The sequence below is a fragment of the Citrobacter sp. Cc139 genome, from assembly GCF_030334645.1.
Classification (GTDB): domain Bacteria; phylum Pseudomonadota; class Gammaproteobacteria; order Enterobacterales; family Enterobacteriaceae; genus Citrobacter; species Citrobacter werkmanii.
In genome coordinates this window covers 1-15,811 of record NZ_JAOWDM010000074.1, presented here as the reverse complement: position 1 = coordinate 15,811, position 15,811 = coordinate 1, and the positions used below count along the sequence as shown (strand labels likewise).

General features: G+C 45.2%; 12 protein-coding genes. 9 read left to right on the top strand and 3 right to left on the bottom strand.

Annotated features, from left to right (window positions below; all coding sequences use genetic code 11):
* Positions 1–162 precede the first annotated feature (162 nt).
* Positions 163–891 (top strand): hypothetical protein, encoded by a 729-nt coding sequence (locus tag OGV69_RS08160; protein ID WP_074458560.1) that lies wholly within the window; start codon positions 163–165, stop codon positions 889–891.
* A gap of 49 nt (positions 892–940) precedes the next feature.
* On the opposite strand, the gene OGV69_RS08155 is transcribed toward OGV69_RS08160, so the two are convergent.
* The 3 genes from OGV69_RS08155 to OGV69_RS08145 form a co-directional block, all read right to left on the bottom strand.
* Positions 941–2,944 carry a UvrD-helicase domain-containing protein gene (locus OGV69_RS08155; protein WP_069325316.1) on the bottom strand — a complete coding sequence of 668 codons (2,004 nt, stop codon included), beginning with the start codon at positions 2,942–2,944 and terminating at the stop codon, positions 941–943.
* Positions 2,945–2,949: 5 nt separating this feature from the next.
* Positions 2,950–4,971: an ATP-dependent nuclease gene (locus tag OGV69_RS08150; RefSeq protein ID WP_069325317.1), complete on the bottom strand. Its 2,022-nt coding sequence runs from the start codon at positions 4,969–4,971 to the stop codon at positions 2,950–2,952.
* A gap of 319 nt (positions 4,972–5,290) precedes the next feature.
* Positions 5,291–7,210, bottom strand: coding sequence for a hypothetical protein (locus OGV69_RS08145; RefSeq protein ID WP_141700257.1), 1,920 nt, complete (start codon positions 7,208–7,210; stop codon positions 5,291–5,293).
* A gap of 24 nt (positions 7,211–7,234) precedes the next feature.
* Here OGV69_RS08145 and OGV69_RS08140 point away from each other — a divergent pair, with 24 nt between their 5' ends.
* The 8 genes from OGV69_RS08140 (at position 7,235) to OGV69_RS08105 (ending at position 15,803) form a co-directional block, all read left to right on the top strand.
* Positions 7,235–7,456, top strand: coding sequence for a helix-turn-helix transcriptional regulator (locus OGV69_RS08140; RefSeq protein ID WP_069325319.1), 222 nt, complete (start codon positions 7,235–7,237; stop codon positions 7,454–7,456).
* A gap of 29 nt (positions 7,457–7,485) precedes the next feature.
* Complete coding sequence (locus OGV69_RS08135) at positions 7,486–8,997, top strand: DUF3987 domain-containing protein (RefSeq protein ID WP_069325320.1); 1,512 nt, start codon at positions 7,486–7,488, stop codon at positions 8,995–8,997.
* A gap of 251 nt (positions 8,998–9,248) precedes the next feature.
* The gene (locus tag OGV69_RS08130) at positions 9,249–9,929 is read left to right on the top strand and encodes an inovirus Gp2 family protein (RefSeq protein WP_069325321.1); all 681 of its coding nucleotides are present in this window, start codon (positions 9,249–9,251) and stop codon (positions 9,927–9,929) included.
* Between the two features lie 669 nt (positions 9,930–10,598).
* Entirely contained in the window at positions 10,599–11,666 is a 1,068-nt protein-coding gene (locus tag OGV69_RS08125) for a retron St85 family RNA-directed DNA polymerase (protein ID WP_247672846.1), read from the top strand.
* Entirely contained in the window at positions 11,663–13,321 is a 1,659-nt protein-coding gene (gene ptuA, locus OGV69_RS08120) for a retron Ec78 anti-phage system effector ATPase PtuA (protein WP_069325323.1), read from the top strand. The genes OGV69_RS08125 and ptuA overlap by 4 nt, the downstream gene beginning before the upstream one ends.
* On the top strand, positions 13,318–13,965 hold the full coding sequence (gene ptuB, locus OGV69_RS08115; RefSeq protein WP_045898148.1) for a retron Ec78 anti-phage system effector HNH endonuclease PtuB: 648 nt from the start codon (positions 13,318–13,320) through the stop codon (positions 13,963–13,965). Before ptuA ends, ptuB begins: the two co-directional genes overlap by 4 nt.
* 107 nt (positions 13,966–14,072) lie before the next feature.
* Positions 14,073–14,567 carry a hypothetical protein gene (locus OGV69_RS08110; protein WP_141700258.1) on the top strand — a complete coding sequence of 165 codons (495 nt, stop codon included), beginning with the start codon at positions 14,073–14,075 and terminating at the stop codon, positions 14,565–14,567.
* Between the two features lie 67 nt (positions 14,568–14,634).
* Positions 14,635–15,803, top strand: a protein-coding gene (locus OGV69_RS08105) for an IS3 family transposase (protein WP_114140367.1) whose coding sequence is annotated in 2 segments (ribosomal slippage) — positions 14,635–14,884 and positions 14,884–15,803 — 1,170 coding nt in all. Because the reading frame shifts where the segments join, the coding sequence is not laid out codon by codon here.
* The last annotated feature ends 8 nt before the right edge of the window (positions 15,804–15,811 follow it).

The following is a 15,811-nucleotide window of genomic DNA, read 5'->3' as shown; positions in this document are numbered from 1 at the left end:
TTTAGCAATTTCAACCCTAAAACAGGGATGTTGACCTAGACAGGGCGGCCCGCTAAATTAGTTTAACTGTCTGCTAACGCAAAAATATCAGAATACTTAGAGATTAGATCATACGGTCTATATAGCACAGAGCTCGAACAAGCATAGCTAATTGGGAACATCATGGTTAACATTCGAGATGAATTTACTGAAAAAGTAAAGAAAACCCTTCAGGAAAGAGTCGCTAATCGTTGCTCTAACCCAGGCTGTAACTGCCTAACATCTGGGCCCAATTATGATGAGGGAAAAGCTACGCGTATTGGTGTTGCGGCACATATAACCGCCGCCGCTCAGAATGGGCCTAGATTTAATCCATTTATTTCTAATGAAGAACGTAAACATATATCAAATGGAATATGGCTGTGCCAGAATTGTGCGAAACTTATTGATAGTGATGAAAAAATCTATACAGAAGTTGTGATTCGTGAATGGAAGAGTCTAACTGAGAGTAAAATTAGACAAGAGCTTGAAGGTAGACATTTAGAAGATGAAGGGCCAGAAACCCCTGGATGGTACTGTGGCCACTGTAATTCTTTTGTTGCCCACGGTCAGATGGTATGTACTGGTTGCCAAGCAGAAGTTGCGTATGAGGCTACAAAACATGAAGTTACTAATGCCAGGGTACGGGGAGGAACTCTTGGAGCACTGGTGGGGGGAGTAATTAGTTTCGGGGTCCCAAGTTTTTTTAATTCTCACTTTAATTTTTCCATTCCGGATGGATGGGGGCTCGGTATATATTCACTGTATATTATTGCAGTGCCAGCAATGCTGGGGGTTATTTTATTCGAAAACTTTGAACGAAATAAATTTCGTAATAAGCCCCCAAGGTTTTTTCGGCAACGCAATATTTAAAAAAGATGATCTAAGTCTCTTTTGATAAGTGGCTCTTGAGGGCCACTTATCAATAGTCTTTAGGGATTATAGAAGCACAACAATCGATAATGTTCCACCCGCGACCTGCGAGCACACTAAGTTCTTCATCTACAAACGCGTCTTTGCGCATCGCTAGGCACAAGAGGTGAGTTGGGCGGGTCATGGCTACATAATGAAGCTTCAATCGACCAAGCATACGTGGCCCCTCAAATACTGTTGTCCCCCTCTTATTAACTCTCGAACCACCGGCCTTCGTTCCGAGTAACCAGGGCTTTAGTTCGCACAGATGATGATTGAAGTAGAAGCTATCAAGTACAAGCGTTGCAGTATGCGTTTCGCCTTTAACGGAATGAATTGACCCTAGTCGGATTTGTACTTGAGGAGAAGTTTTTGGATAAGATACAAAATTAGTGCTCTGCGTGAGAATTGCCTCCCCCCCTTGCAACGTATTGACCTGTGGCCAGGCGAGGAAAGCCGTGACGCTATTGCCAATTACTGAAGAGCCGCTCAACTGCTTAACGCATGACACAATTAATGGGAGCAATTCTGTGTTCCAATCATCTTGCGTAATATTTCCACGAGTTGCCAAGAGTTTCTCTTGTAGCGCCCTATAGCTTGTAATTGCCTCTGTCTCGTCCAAAAGCTCAACAACTCGACGATGCGGTGATTTTCGCGATACTCTGCTATGTATGCTACCTGATAACTCACTTGCGGCCAGCAATGCTGAGGCTGTTGCATTCACCAATTTTTCGCAGTTGTTGCTGCCCATAATCTCAATATATGCGCGAGCCAGATATTGCGCGAAACTGTTCGGAGTTGCTTCCTTTCGTACGCTACAGGGATCATAGGTGGGTACGTAATGCCCCATGGCATGGGGTACGAGGCCATCTTCTTTTAGCTCGTGGACCCCAGCGATTGCAGTAAACACACCACACTTCAAAGCTGCTGCATCAAAGGATTCAATAAGATATTCGCCATAGCGGGGAAGGACTAATTGCACTGATGCATCGTCGAAGAGAAAGATTGTTGGGGCTTTGGGTTCGGCATTTATTCGGGCCGGTGGACCAGCGCCAATTAATGCCTGCGGCGCGACGCCGAGGCCCTTTACTTTATCGGCTATGTCTTGGGAAAAGCGATAGCTTCGCGGAAGAACATGGACGACAGAGCCGGGAAATGGATCGGTACTAGCACCTTCGAGTCCCGCTCGCGAATAGATTGCTTGATTCGAATCGCCGAATCTTTGCCGTCGCGATGGTGAATCGCCAGCACAGAAGATACGATGCAATAGTGCCGATTGTTCCTCGCTATTGTCTTGCGCTTCATCTATGAATACTAAGGGGAAGCGCCGACGTAGATCCATTGCTGCCTCAGGATTCTTGTCCAACAACTCATTAGCCCACACAAACATCTCATCGAAACAGAAATAACCTTGCTCGCTAATAGTGCGACGAGCCTCAAGTATCGCCAGATAAGTCGGAGTCTGTGGCCCGAATCTGCCAGTAGCGCCACCAGAGTAGTCGGGCTGTGTGTAGATTAGACATGCTTCTGTTAATCGATTCTGCTGTAACGCCCAACGTGTATTATTCGGAAGCATATTCCAGCGCTTCATAAGGGCGATTTGCGTGTCAACACAGCGCACAGCTATACCCTTCGAGCGTAGCCATGGCAGGGCCAGAAACTCATTGACGAACGAATGGATTGTTCCAACAAAGTGTGGGTAGCGTGAGAGTGCGATTCCAGCAGCTGAGTTGCTGAGTTTAGCGCCAATCTCGTTACGAGCTGCATTGGTGTGTGAAAGTACACAAATACCTTGCTGGCGGTATGGCCAACGCATCGCTAGTACCGCTAGTTTGGCAACAAGCAATGTTGTCTTACCACTTCCCGGACATGCCTCGAAATCGGTCGTTTCGAGATTTAGCATTGCTTTTAGCCGACTATCATCATCGCCGACCGGAGCAAACCCATCGGCTCCCACTCCCATCAGTGCTGCTGCCCAAGCAATATCCTGTTCGCGAATAAGGCCATCAAACATAGAGGTCAGTCCTCAGTTGCAGTGTCATTGATCGCTATATCGAATGGTGTAGTTACATGCGAGATCGCTGCAATGATATAAGGAGGTAATTGATTAAGCAGACTGTTCGAATCCATCCTGCCTGATTCAATGTCATTTTCTAATAGCTCTGCCATATACTGTGCAGCGATTGCCTTTGATGCTCCATTCGACTCGAATAACGCATAGACATGCGAACCGAGTATCTCTCGGTCAGTAGAACTATCCACGATAGTCTCATAGGCTGCGTCAGCAGCATTGATAATGTCGGCTTTGATGACTGTACCAGCGTTGAGTCGATCGTCAGCTAGTGCGAGCGACGCAGCCTGATACATTTGCTTACCGAGGCCGTGAAAAGCGAGATCATATTCGAGTGTCCATTCATCCGCCACGAAGCTCTCGACATTCTGACCCGACGCTTTAGCTCGTCGATTAATGCGGCGCTGCTCTAGTGCATTACCGGGAAAATCTGCTTTAATTCGCCATTGTCGTTTCGATGGCGGTATAACTGGTACTTGTTGACCTTCCTCGAGCTTGCCGACGATCCATGGTGCTAAATCAGGCATTACGTCCATGTCAGTGATGCATGCAACTGGAATGTTAATCATTCCGTCATTCTCGGGATCTTGGCGCATGAGGATTCGTGCATAGCGACCAAGACCGACGCCACCAACATTTACAACTGACACGCCGTGGTGATGGAAATCGCGGCCGAGAAGTTTTGCTAACACTGGCAATAGAATATTTTCGGCATCGCCTTCAACAATCATTACGGCCCGAGCAAATAATAGATTAGCCTTGGTCACATCGAGGAAGCGTTCAAGGAAGCGATAGTCCGATGGGCTAAGCTGAGTTTTACCTTTACATAGTGGAAAGGCTCGGCCACCCTCAACTAAAGCTATATTGTCAAGATGCAGTTCTGAGGCAAGGCTAGGGCTATGTGTTGTGACGATAATTTGGATATGTTGATGGTCAGTGCGTTCTTTTTTTGCTTGTTCTTGCAAGAAAGACATAAGACGAAGCTGGCGCTGAGGATGGAGATGAGCCTCTGGTTCTTCAATCAATAGTAATGGAAAACCGTCGCTTTCGGCTGCAAGCAGAAGTAACTCACAAGCCATGAATAGCAGATTGTTAGAGCCAAGTCCCCTACTATGATGGTTATCGACTTCGGCCGAACCAGTCAAGGTAAGTTCAAGTTTTTCGAGTAGTTGGCGTAATCGGAGGTTATCTTCCTGTGTGCTGGCGACGCCTATCCGTGCTAGCAGCATATCGTTGGCGAATGACAGTGGAGCAAGATATTCTTCATTGAGACGCTTGCGTGCTTGTTTAATACCTTCACTCTCACCAAATAAATAGCTGGCATAATCTCCAAGTCCGAGAATACTCAAAGTTTTCGGGTCAACTGGCGGATCGATATGTCGGTCGAAAGCATTTCCTGTTTCACGTATTTCCTTTGTGTGCTGTAGGATTTGCGATAATCGTGATCCTCGGCCTGCGCTCATCGCACGTTCGGCATCGCGAAGGGGACGTAGATAAGCCGCCGTCAATAGCGATCTCGCTCCAAGATCAAGCAATGGTCCATCCCCTATAGCGCCAGTACGCCATTCGGGTGGAAGCACCCGGCGTGAGCTTCCTTCTTTAGTATTGCGTTTTGCCACCCAAGTGATGATGAGTACGGTTTCGACTGCTTCCCCAATCGTTTCATAGGTCAGAAATTCTGAAAAGGCACCACGATCTGCCGCCGTAAGTCCACTAAATGTCAGTCGGATTACTATTTGATCCGCGCGTTCAGAGTGCGGAGTGGCTTGGTGAAAATCACTGGTGTCAATGCGCAGAAAATCTTGGTCACGTGTACCTAGCACTAACCGGATGGCATCAATCACAGCGGTCTTTCCTGCATCATTCTCTCCAACCAATGCGGTTAGCCCTGGATTTAGTGTTAGTACAAAGGCGTTTTCGGCGGCTCCAAACAACCGAAAGTTCTCAATTCGAATTTCTGATATGTACATTTAAGACTCCTTCCACTGTTAACGATTTTAGCAAGAAGAGCATTGTCAAGAAACCAGAGTGTTTGGTTTTCTACCGAACTTTGAAAGCCCCATTTTTTATGTTTATTACCAATGTTAAAAGGAGAAATTGGTAATCTCGAGGTGTCTGTATTATTGTCTGAGCTTCTTCAGACTTCATTGTTTGAAGGCTATAAATAGTCAACAATTCATACAGCTCTATGAGGGATGCCATAGAGTTGTATGCAGATAATGTAAAAAATGAAATACAACCTCCTGCTACAGCTGCTACATGTAGCAGCTGTAGCAGGGATAAAGGGGGTCACTCACCATTTTTGAAACACTCACTGCTCAGGTCGTGTAATAGCGCCATTTTTTGAGATTTCTCACCTTCAGCTAAAGGTTTAATTTTCCCTTCTCTCTCATTTACAATTCTTATAGCCTCAGCTAAAAATTCTCGCTTAATTACACGCTCTTCTGAATTACCGACAAGCCCGGAAATATGCACCAACTTCTCCCCAGGGAGTGTCAGGTAAGGCTTTATATAATTCAGGTTAAGAATGCAATTGTACAATGTAAATTCATTCAAATAGCTTACGAGGTTTTGTCTGCACTCCCGAACGGTTAATATTTTCTCATCTATAATTAACTTGGCCAGTTCTTCGCTATTAATAACTTTCTCGGTTTCATCAAGCCGTTTATTTATTTTCCCCAATGCAGATTCAACTTCATCCAGAATGCCTGTTATAGACTGTGGGTGGATGGCAGATGGTTCAAGCTCGTTGTAGAAACTTGTCATCTGAACCATATTATTATATTGTTTTATCGCACTCATTATTATCAAGTTATTTGCACACATTACTAATATCAAATCGGGTTGTTTAAATTTGCGATCGATATTGACATGATCAGTATAAACGCCGCGATACGTTAAAATTGTATTTATATCTGAAAGTAACTCTCCATTTTTTATCGTATTTCCATTTAATTTGATGTTAAGAGCTAACTTGATAGTACTAATAGCCGCTGAGATAAAACCTGGGGGTAGCTCATTAATTGACATTGCATTAGCTTTTTTATTTGCCTCGTTTAAATCGTCTATACAAATGTTATGTATTATTTTAGATAACGTCAGATAAGGTGTCAGGACAACTGAGTCTGGAGAATTTTTAAGGTTGATAGACAACTCTATCAAATCTAATTCAGAAAAGACGTCACCTTGAAGAGAACTGAAAACAAGATGCCAGATGACCTTGATATCCATCCATGTATCTTCATTTATCTCTATCAAATCATGTTTGTTCGTTTCTTTCTGAAACTCTTCGACTACTGATACCAGCAGTCTTTCATCGAAGTGTTTCGATTCATAAAGATATTGATTTAATGCTGAATAATAGCTGTCATTCATTCCACCTCCCTCGTGGATATGTTTGTAAGAACTGGAAAGATACTTAGTCAGGCCGATTCTTCGTTCAAAAGCCAGCAGGATTCGAAGCGAAGAGTAGGCTGTTTTAAAATCATCCAGTTGTTTTTTTATTATCTCAAACTCATTATTGCCTAAAGTTATTTTGGAATCTTCAATGCATTCATCTATGGCACTATTCATCCATGATTTTATCGGTGTACTGTTTTTTCTGATATTTCTTATATGTTCAGGCAGTGGGCTGAAAACTTTTTTATAACTCCCGTTAGATGACTTGATAAGGTCCCTTAAATAGTTTTTTACTCCTTGTAGGATATCCCTTTCATTATTTTCCAGTGTTGGGCTATAATTACTCAACAAAAAACTATGAATATGAAAGTAGAATCCACTGTTATTAGTGGTGTTGAAGGTTTTGTGTATATCAAGTGCCAAGCATGAAGAAACCCCGAGCTGAATATAACGTTCGAATACTTGGCTCCGGGTCAGAGTGCTGAATACGGGGTAAGACATGATTTGGTTATAAAACATTTCGTATTTGTAGAACAAACTACGACGTTCTTCTTCACTGAATACCCTTTCTTTATCAATTATTCCGATTATCTCATTATAGCGCTGATTAAAAAACGCCTGATGACGCCAAAAACTTCCATATGCTCGTATATCCCGCTGTTTACTCCCTTCCCTGAATACTCCCAAAATCTGACAGACGTCGTACATCAGTTTTGCAAATGCATGTGCCACTGAACTTCCTCCGGTTGGTTTCCATTTTTCTACGCGGACACTATCCCAGATGCTATGGCAAATTTCTAATCCAGCCAAAGACATCCAACAGGAGAAGTGAAAATGTCGAACGTTAGTGAACAAAAAGCACACCCGCTATGCATCCTACGCATGACTGAGTTGACGGCGATTCTTGGGATCTCGCGCTCAAGTATCTACGAAAAACTGAATCCGAAATCGAGGTACTACGATGCTGAGTTCCCTAAACCGGTCCGGCTAGGGGCAGCATCTGTTGGTTGGCGAGCTACTGCTATTGATGAGTGGATCGCTTCCCGAACAGTTTAATTTTTTGGCAAAAAATAAAGGATGATGCAATGAGCAATAAATTTAAAAGTGAAATTAATCATGAGCTTAAACTGAACTTTGGGAAATTACCACGGCACATCAGGTATTGGGCTTCTCATTTTTCCTACAAAACAGGAGTGGCTCTTGAGATAGCAACAGTTGCGCTATTAGCCTTTTTGGGTTTGGCTTGTCAGGATTTGTACTGTGTTAAATTAGTGGGTAGACCGCGAACTTTCCTGGCATTGTATCTGCTACTGCTTTCAAGGTCTGGTAGTGGAAAATCAAGTATATTCAGACAGTTGAAGGAGCCGGTTTTACAACTTGAGCGGGAGTTTGAAGAAGATTACCGTACGGAGCTTGAGGTATTTGAGCGAAACATCGTTCTTTGGGAAGCGCAGTTTAAAGTATTAAACAAGCGTTATAAAAAAGAACTGAGCCAGAGCGAAGACACAACGGAAACGGCTAAGGAACTTGAGGAGTGTATTGCTCGAAAGCCGAAGGCACCAGTTAGAAAATCAATTATTTTAACAAATCCGACAAGCGAAGCACTCGCAAAAGCCATCGGGCTGGGGTATCAAAACAGGGCTCTCTTCAACGATGAAGCAGCAACTGTGTACAGGAGGCTCGTCAATAATTCTGCGTCTCTTAACACATACTGGTGTGCAGATAAGGAAACTGTAGACAGAGCATCCAGTGAAAGTTTTGTTATTGAAAACTACGTGTTTTCATCATTTTTAATGATGCAACCGCAGCCATATAACAATACCCTCAGACAGAAAATGGCAAGCATCAGAGATACTGGGTTATATGCCCGTACCTTAATGATTGATATGGATCAGATTACTGAACCATGCACCGCCAATGGCCGTTATGCACATGATGAGTCAGCGCTTCGTGAACTGTATTCACTTTTGACGCGGCTTATGAAAGCCGGTGTTAAGCGAAGAGAAAATGAAGATGAATATATTCCACTTACCCTGGCTCCGGATGCACTGGAACTCTACGAATCAACATTGCTGAACTTGAAGCAGGAGATGAAACCTGGCGGCCTCTTGTACCACTATGATGATATAGGTGCTCGCCTTCCTGAGCAGAGCCTCAAGTTGGCAGGTATTTTTCAGATTTCTAGTGATCCTGATTCGACAGTAATAACAAAGGAACATTTGTCGTCAGCTTTGGATCTTACAGACTGGTTTGCCAATCATGCCATCACAAAAATTGATTCAACAAGAGAGCTTAGCGATGAAGAGAAAATATTGTTCTGGCTAGAGTCGCATCTTGTAGAAAATAGGTCTTTCGAATTCAGAAGAAATGACATTATCAAAAAGGGTCCGAACTCAGTCAGGCGCGCTGAGAGGTTGATACCAGCGCTGGAAAAACTTGAGTCGAGAGGGAAGGTGCAATTATTCGAAGTGGCGGGTATAAATTATGTCAAATTTACTGGTTCAGAAATGGATCCTGTTTCTCTAGCTGAGAAAACTAATACGCCCATATACCAGTCTGGATCACTGACACTGAGCAAGCTTGCTAAGCCTGAATAACTTCAGAGTGATTTTTATGATTTATCAACGAGTTGTCTTACTCATGAGCCTAGGTTGGTTGCGGGTTAGAGTGTAGCGAATAATATCTTTTCTTAGTTTTGGTTGGTCGGTATATGTAATATATATCCTTATTAACATATACCTAGATACCAGCATAGATAATCCATCTCTGTGAGAGGAACTATACGCCTAATCACATGGGTAGCCCACTGCTACCCATTAATCAATAAATATTACCTGAGTAATTTATTATGAAATCGCCTTATGGTTTAACTAAAAAAGAGTTTGAATCTCTGCTTCAAATAGTAGAAGATAAATATAACTCTCGGATATCGTGCTATATGCTTCGTAGAGCGTTTGCAGTGGTAAGTAATACACTGGAACAGCATAACCGTATATTTGCGATGTTTATAGTTCTAAGATTCGCAGAGGATCACATACCTAATGATCCTGACGCTCCTGTCTGCTTCCAGCGAGTAGATGCTAAGGCCATAACTCGTTTTATGGATTCACTGAAAAGCCAGTTAAGAGCAGAACACGAACGCTCAGACAGGACTGGTGAGCCTGCATTACCATCTTATGTCTGGGTTAGAGAACGTGATACCAGCAATCATCCTCATTATCATCTGTTGTTGCTATTCAACCGAGAGGTCTATGGCTACCTAGGGGATTACACCAACCGTAGTGCAGATAATATGGCAACACGAATACAGAAAGCTTGGTGCAGCGCCATTGGGCTTCATTACCCTGACTATGCTTACCTCCCTCATTTTCCGAAGAATCATAGTGCTTGGTTCAGCCGACATGACGCTTTAACGTTAAGTCCTGATTATTATGACTTTCTGCTACGGATGGGTTACATGGCAAAAGAGTACAGTAAAGATTTCCACGATGGTTATCGTAACATCGGCACAAGTCAAATCTTGGATTGATAATTTGCTATAAAAATGAGTAAGGGGCTCAAAGCCTCTTGCTCTGCCTGTATTAGCTCGGATTTAACATGGAATTGTAATGGCATGCAGCCAAACCAAATCTGAAATGTCGCTCTGTGCAAACCCTACCCAAAAATCCTGCTCCATTCAGAAACAGAATTTCGGCATGATGTTTACTTTCCCTGTCGGAAGCCATGATATGATCGGCTGTAGTGTAACTGTGCTCTGCTAATGTATAGCTGGCTGAGCACTTCTGGCTCAAGACCCATTTAGATGCGCAGGCCATGCAGTAATAAAATGGTTTGGTGTATCGGTGTTAGTACTTGAAGGTGGACTCAGTGTCTATCACCCCAATGCGTCGTGGATTAGAGGGGGGATGCTTATGCAACATGTGCCTGATGAGCTAAAGAAGAGAGCAGGAATTGACGTATTAGAGTAAGCCAAGTTTCCAGGTAACGCCTCAAGGCCATGCAGAATCGGCGATATGTCTCAAAAAAGGGCCTTTGTTCGCAATCTGAGTGCAAACATCACTGAGACACGCTAAGTTAACATACTGAAAAAACTGATTTAAACATTGTTGTGAAGTGTCGCTGCGTGGGATAAGCTTAAAATACTCTTTAGCGTTGGGCGTTTTACGTCTAGTCGGGTGATTAGCCAGACTCTAACTTATTGAGCGAATTTGGGGTTGCGAAAGTGTCGCCCCCCTCACTCGTTCCTCCCTCGGGTTGCGACACTTTCGCTTCCTCCAGTAAAGAGTGGAGCCCGGCAGTTTTAGCGTTGCCGGGCTTTTTTACAGGTAAATTCATGTCTGTTATCAGTGAATTGGCGATGTTGTTAAATCAGAATGAGCAGGATTTAAGAGCGTTTCTGAAAAATGCGCCGAGCAAATACAAGGTCTACAAAATTCCTAAACGCACATTAGGATTCAGAATCATTGCGCAGCCAGCAAAGGCTCTGAAGGAATGCCAGCGCGCCTTTATTCAGCGCTACCCATTACCTGTTCATGCGTGTGCGCTGGCGTATCGCGAAGGTAAAAGTATCCGCGATAACGCCTTTATTCATGCGCAGAACTCCTATCTGCTGAAAACAGATCTGGAAGACTTCTTTAATTCCATTACCCCTGAGATTTTCTGGCAATGTGTCGACGCTTCTCACGACGGTGCACCGATGTTTGACGGCAGTGACAGGGTAGATATAGAGCGTATCCTTTTCTGGCAGCCAGCCAAGCGCAGCCAGCGTCTTATACTGAGCGTGGGGGCGCCCTCTTCACCGGCGATTTCCAATTTTTGCCTTTACGACTTTGACAGACTGTTAAGCGAATCATGCCAGACAATGGGGGTGGCCTATTCCCGTTATGCTGACGACCTGACATTTTCTTGCAGCATGCCGAACGTATTACGCACGCTGCCTGCGATAATTGAGGCGCTGCTAAACAGGCTTTTTAACAGAAGGTTACGCCTGAACCGTGGGAAGACTGTGTTCTCTTCTAAAGCGCACAATCGCCATGTCACTGGCGTCACACTGAGCAATGAAGGTCTCCTGTCTCTGGGGCGAGAGCGTAAGCGATACATCAAGCATCTGATCAACCAGTACCGGTATGATTTGCTTGATGAAGAAGACAAGGCGTATCTGGTAGGGCTGCTCGCTTTCGCGAGCCATATTGAACCGGAGTTCATTCTTAGAATGAATGCAAAATACTCCTCTGAATTGATGGATCGCATCAGGAGACACAAGTGACGAAACAACTCGAACGAAGCGCCAGAGGTGGAAACCTGCTCGCCGCCTTTGAACTGTATCAGCGTGGCACAGACAATAGTCCGTCTGATGAGATAATAGAGAAGGCAGAGGAATGGTTCTCTATCTGCTGGAATTATCTGCAGAACGCCGTGCGCGATGATGAGGCTAATTACAAGCCTGAAAACGCTTTTTGCATTCGTACACTGTCACTGACCGATTACCGTCGTTTCTCGCATCTTGATGTGAACTTTGAAGACGATCTCACAATTATCATCGGCAATAACGGGCGTGGTAAAACCAGCATTTTATCCGCAATTGCGAAGACTCTGAGTTGGTTCAGCGCGAACATTCTTAAAGAAGACAGCAGTGGACAGCGACTCAGCGAATATACTGACATCAAAAACGATTCAGTAGACAAATTCACCGATGTCAGCACCAGCTTCTTCTTTGGGAAGGGGCTTAAGCATCTCTCCGTGAGACTTTCGCGATCGGCACTCGGTGTGGCAGAACGACGAGAGAGCATCGTCAAGCCCGCGAAGTCGTTTGGAGATATCTGGCGGATTATTAATGAAGCGAGAACTGTCAACCTTCCCACGTTTGCGTATTATTCCGTTGAACGCTCCCACCCTTTGAGTAAGCCAGCCAAAGATGGAACGGACAGAAGGGATGACCGCTTTGATGCTTACAATCACGCATTGACGGGCCCTGGGCGTTTTGATCATTTCGTTGAATGGTTTATTGCGCTGCATAAGCGACGTGAGGCAAGTAGCTCTTCGCAGCTTGATGAACTGCAAACTCTAGTCAGAGATCTGCAACGCTCTGTAGACGGGGGTATGCTCTCCTTAAGACCGTTGCTCGATGACGCGCGGCGGAAAATTCAAATTGCGCAATTAAAAGATGTGACGACAGCAAAAAACATGCACTCCGTTGCCGCACAGATGACAATCGTCGCAAGTGCAATTACAGCGGTTGTTCCAAGCATCAGTAATATTTGGGTGGAAACGGCTTCAGGTGCAGATGTCATTAAGGTCACCAACGATCAGCAGGACGTATCCGTCGATCAGGTTTCGGACGGTCAGCGAGTGTTTTTAGCATTAGTCGCTGATCTTGCGCGTCGTTTGGTTATGCTAAACCCTGTGCTTGTTAATCCGCTTGCCGGGCGTGGTATTGTTCTAATAGATGAGCTTGAACTCCATCTGCATCCTCAATGGCAGCAGGATGTTGTTACTAACCTCCGGGCAGTTTTCCCCAATGTGCAGTTTATTATCACAACTCACAGCCCAATTATTCTTTCCACGGCCGAGAAGCGTTGTATAAGGGTCTTTGGAGAAAACAGAGAAAGCGCAGAGTCATTTTTAGAGTTGCCGCCGATCCAGACTCGAGGAAGCGAAAATGCGGAGATCCTTGAGCAGGTCATGAAGGTTTTTTCCCTTCCCCCAAATGTTGAAGAAGCCCAATGGTTAGATGATTTCGAACTGGCACTCACAGGTGAATACAAAGACCTCAGCGAAACCGCCCGCACGATTTATGACAAAATTAAAGGGCATTTTGGACCTGACAGTCCTGAGCTTAAAAAAGCGGACAGCCTGATCCGCCTTCGCCGTATGAAAGCTAGGATAAGTGAGGCAAAACGTGAGAAGGGTAGTGAAGGATGAAGCAGCTGATCCGTAGGGAAGGACCCGCGCAACTGGCCAGGTTTACGGCTGGGCGTGATCAATGGGGATATGTTGACTTGGTCGATATTTGGTCGCACCTATTACTCATGCAGGGTGGTTTTTGCGCCTACTGCGAGTGTCGGCTTAACCGAAAACACGTTGAACACTTTAGACCCAGAAAAGACTTTCCGGCGCTGACATTTGAATGGACTAATTTGTTTGGCTCCTGTGGCGATACACACAAGGCGGGGGGCTGGGAACGGTGCGGCATATATAAAGATGACGGCGCTGAGCTCTACGATGCCAACCAGCTTATTAAGCCTGATGATGATATCCCGGATGACTATTTGCTATTCCTGACTACCGGACGTGTAGTACCCATTCCGGGGTTAACCGGCCCCGCCCTGATAAAAGCCCAGGAGACTATCCGCGTTTTTAACCTCAATGGTGACCCGGCGCTTTTTGGCAGCCGAAGAGCCGCGATAACCTCCATTATGGCTGAAGTTGAGGAGCTTTATGCTGTTCAAGACGAGATTGAAGAGGAATTGTGGAGTGAGATGCTCCACTTTGAGATCCAGCGGTTAGAAGACGTTGAGTTCAGCACGGCCTTAAAGCATGCTTGGCGATATAACAATGCTTATTAGTTGACTCGTTAGCACCGTGCTGTGTCCCGCCCGTTAATCGGGTATCCAGACTGCCTAGAGCTGATGTTTTATTCATGTGCAGGCTGGCCCTTTAGAGTAAAGCAACGTTGAAATCAGAGAATATCAAACATGCGATGGTGTCGCTTGAGGCTGTTTCACGCAGTACACATTCTTTTTTCGCCCTGTACGATAATATTTCATGGTTGGATAATGCCTTCGGCGATCTGTTTCCTTTTAGAAATATTTGTAATTCCTTGTTAGGAGATGCAGCAATTAAGTGGTGCCAAGTTTTCGGCAAGAAAAGCGAGGGGAATCACTGGAAGAATCTGGTGGATGACGAACTCGTGTTTAAAGAAAAGCTTCTGGCGCATCTTGATATTACAGAGGAGCATTATTTAACCTACTGGAAAGAGATGACAGAGTTTCGTAACGTTGCGATCGCACATGCCAACCCGGCTTTCTTCAATGCTGATAATAGAGTTCCGAGTCTAAAAATCGCGCTGACATCTACCTGCTTTACACACTGCTATTTGCGTTCATTACTCGATGAACAGCATAGGCTTTCCCATCCGGATGATTTGAACTTTTATGGAGTATTGTAGTGGTTTACTGAATTTGGCCACCTGAACAGAGGTGATATGCTCATCTCAGAACAATACAGGTGTCCCAATGAAAAAAAGAAATTTCAGCGCAGAGTTTAAACGCGAATCCGCTCAACTGGTCCTTGATCAGAACTACACAGTTGCAGCTGCGGCCAGTGCTATGGACGTGGGGCTTTCTACCATGACGCGATGGGTAAAGCAGTTACGGGATGAACGACAGGGCAAAATACCTAAAGCCTCTCCTATAACCCCAGAACAGATTGAAATACGTGAGCTAAAGAAAAAGCTACAACGCATCGAAATGGAAAACGACATATTAAAAAAGGCTACCGCGCTCTTGATGTCAGACTCCCTGAACAGTTCTCGTTAATCGAGAAACTCAGAGCGCAGTATCCTGTGGTCACACTCTGCCACGTGTTCGGGGTTCATCGCAGCAGCTACAAATACTGGGTGAAAAGCCCCGAAAAGCCAGACGGCAAGCGGGCTGTATTACGTAGTCAGGTTCTGGAGCTGCATAACATTAGCCATGGCTCTGCTGGCGCGAGAAGTATCGCCATTATGGCAACCCTGAGAGGCTTCAGAATGGGACGCTGGCTTGCCGGCAGGCTCATGAAAGAACTGGGACTGGTGAGTTGTCAGCAACCCACCCACCGGTATAAACGGGGTGGTCATGAACACATCGCTATCCCAAATCACCTTGAGCGACAGTTCGCAGTGACAGAGCCTAATCAGGTATGGTGCGGCGATGTGACGTATATCTGGACAGGCAGGCGCTGGGCTTACCTCGCCGTCGTTCTCGATTTGTTCGCCAGGAAACCGGTAGGCTGGGCAATGTCATTCTCACCGGACAGCAAGCTAACCATCAAAGCGCTGGAAATGGCGTGGGAAACCCGAGGTAAACCAGCGGGAGTGATGTTCCACAGTGACCAGGGTAGCCACTACACAAGCAGGCAGTTCCGGCAGTTACTGTGGCGTTACCGGATCAGGCAAAGTATGAGCCGACGCGGAAACTGCTGGGATAACAGCCCGATGGAACGCTTCTTCAGAAGTCTGAAAAACGAGTGGGTGCCAGTGACAGGCTATATAAACTTTAGCGAAGCAGCTCATGCGATCACAAACTATATCGTCGGGTATTACAGCTCGCTAAGGCCGCATGACTATAACGGTGGATTACCTCCAAACGAATCGGAAAACCGATACTGGAAAAACTCTAAAGCCGTGGCCAGTTTTAGTTGACCACTACA

Excerpts from the sequence above, each read along its gene's own strand:
- OGV69_RS08160 (WP_074458560.1), top strand. The coding sequence starts at position 163 with ATGGTTAACATTCGAGATGAATTTACTGAAAAAGTAAAGAAAACCCTT.
- OGV69_RS08155 (WP_069325316.1), bottom strand. The coding sequence starts at position 2,944 with ATGTTTGATGGCCTTATTCGCGAACAGGATATTGCTTGGGCAGCAGCA.
- OGV69_RS08150 (WP_069325317.1), bottom strand. The coding sequence starts at position 4,971 with ATGTACATATCAGAAATTCGAATTGAGAACTTTCGGTTGTTTGGAGCC.
- OGV69_RS08140 (WP_069325319.1), top strand. The coding sequence starts at position 7,235 with ATGTCGAACGTTAGTGAACAAAAAGCACACCCGCTATGCATCCTACGC.
- OGV69_RS08135 (WP_069325320.1), top strand. The coding sequence starts at position 7,486 with ATGAGCAATAAATTTAAAAGTGAAATTAATCATGAGCTTAAACTGAAC.
- OGV69_RS08130 (WP_069325321.1), top strand. The coding sequence starts at position 9,249 with ATGAAATCGCCTTATGGTTTAACTAAAAAAGAGTTTGAATCTCTGCTT.
- ptuB (WP_045898148.1), top strand. The coding sequence starts at position 13,318 with ATGAAGCAGCTGATCCGTAGGGAAGGACCCGCGCAACTGGCCAGGTTT.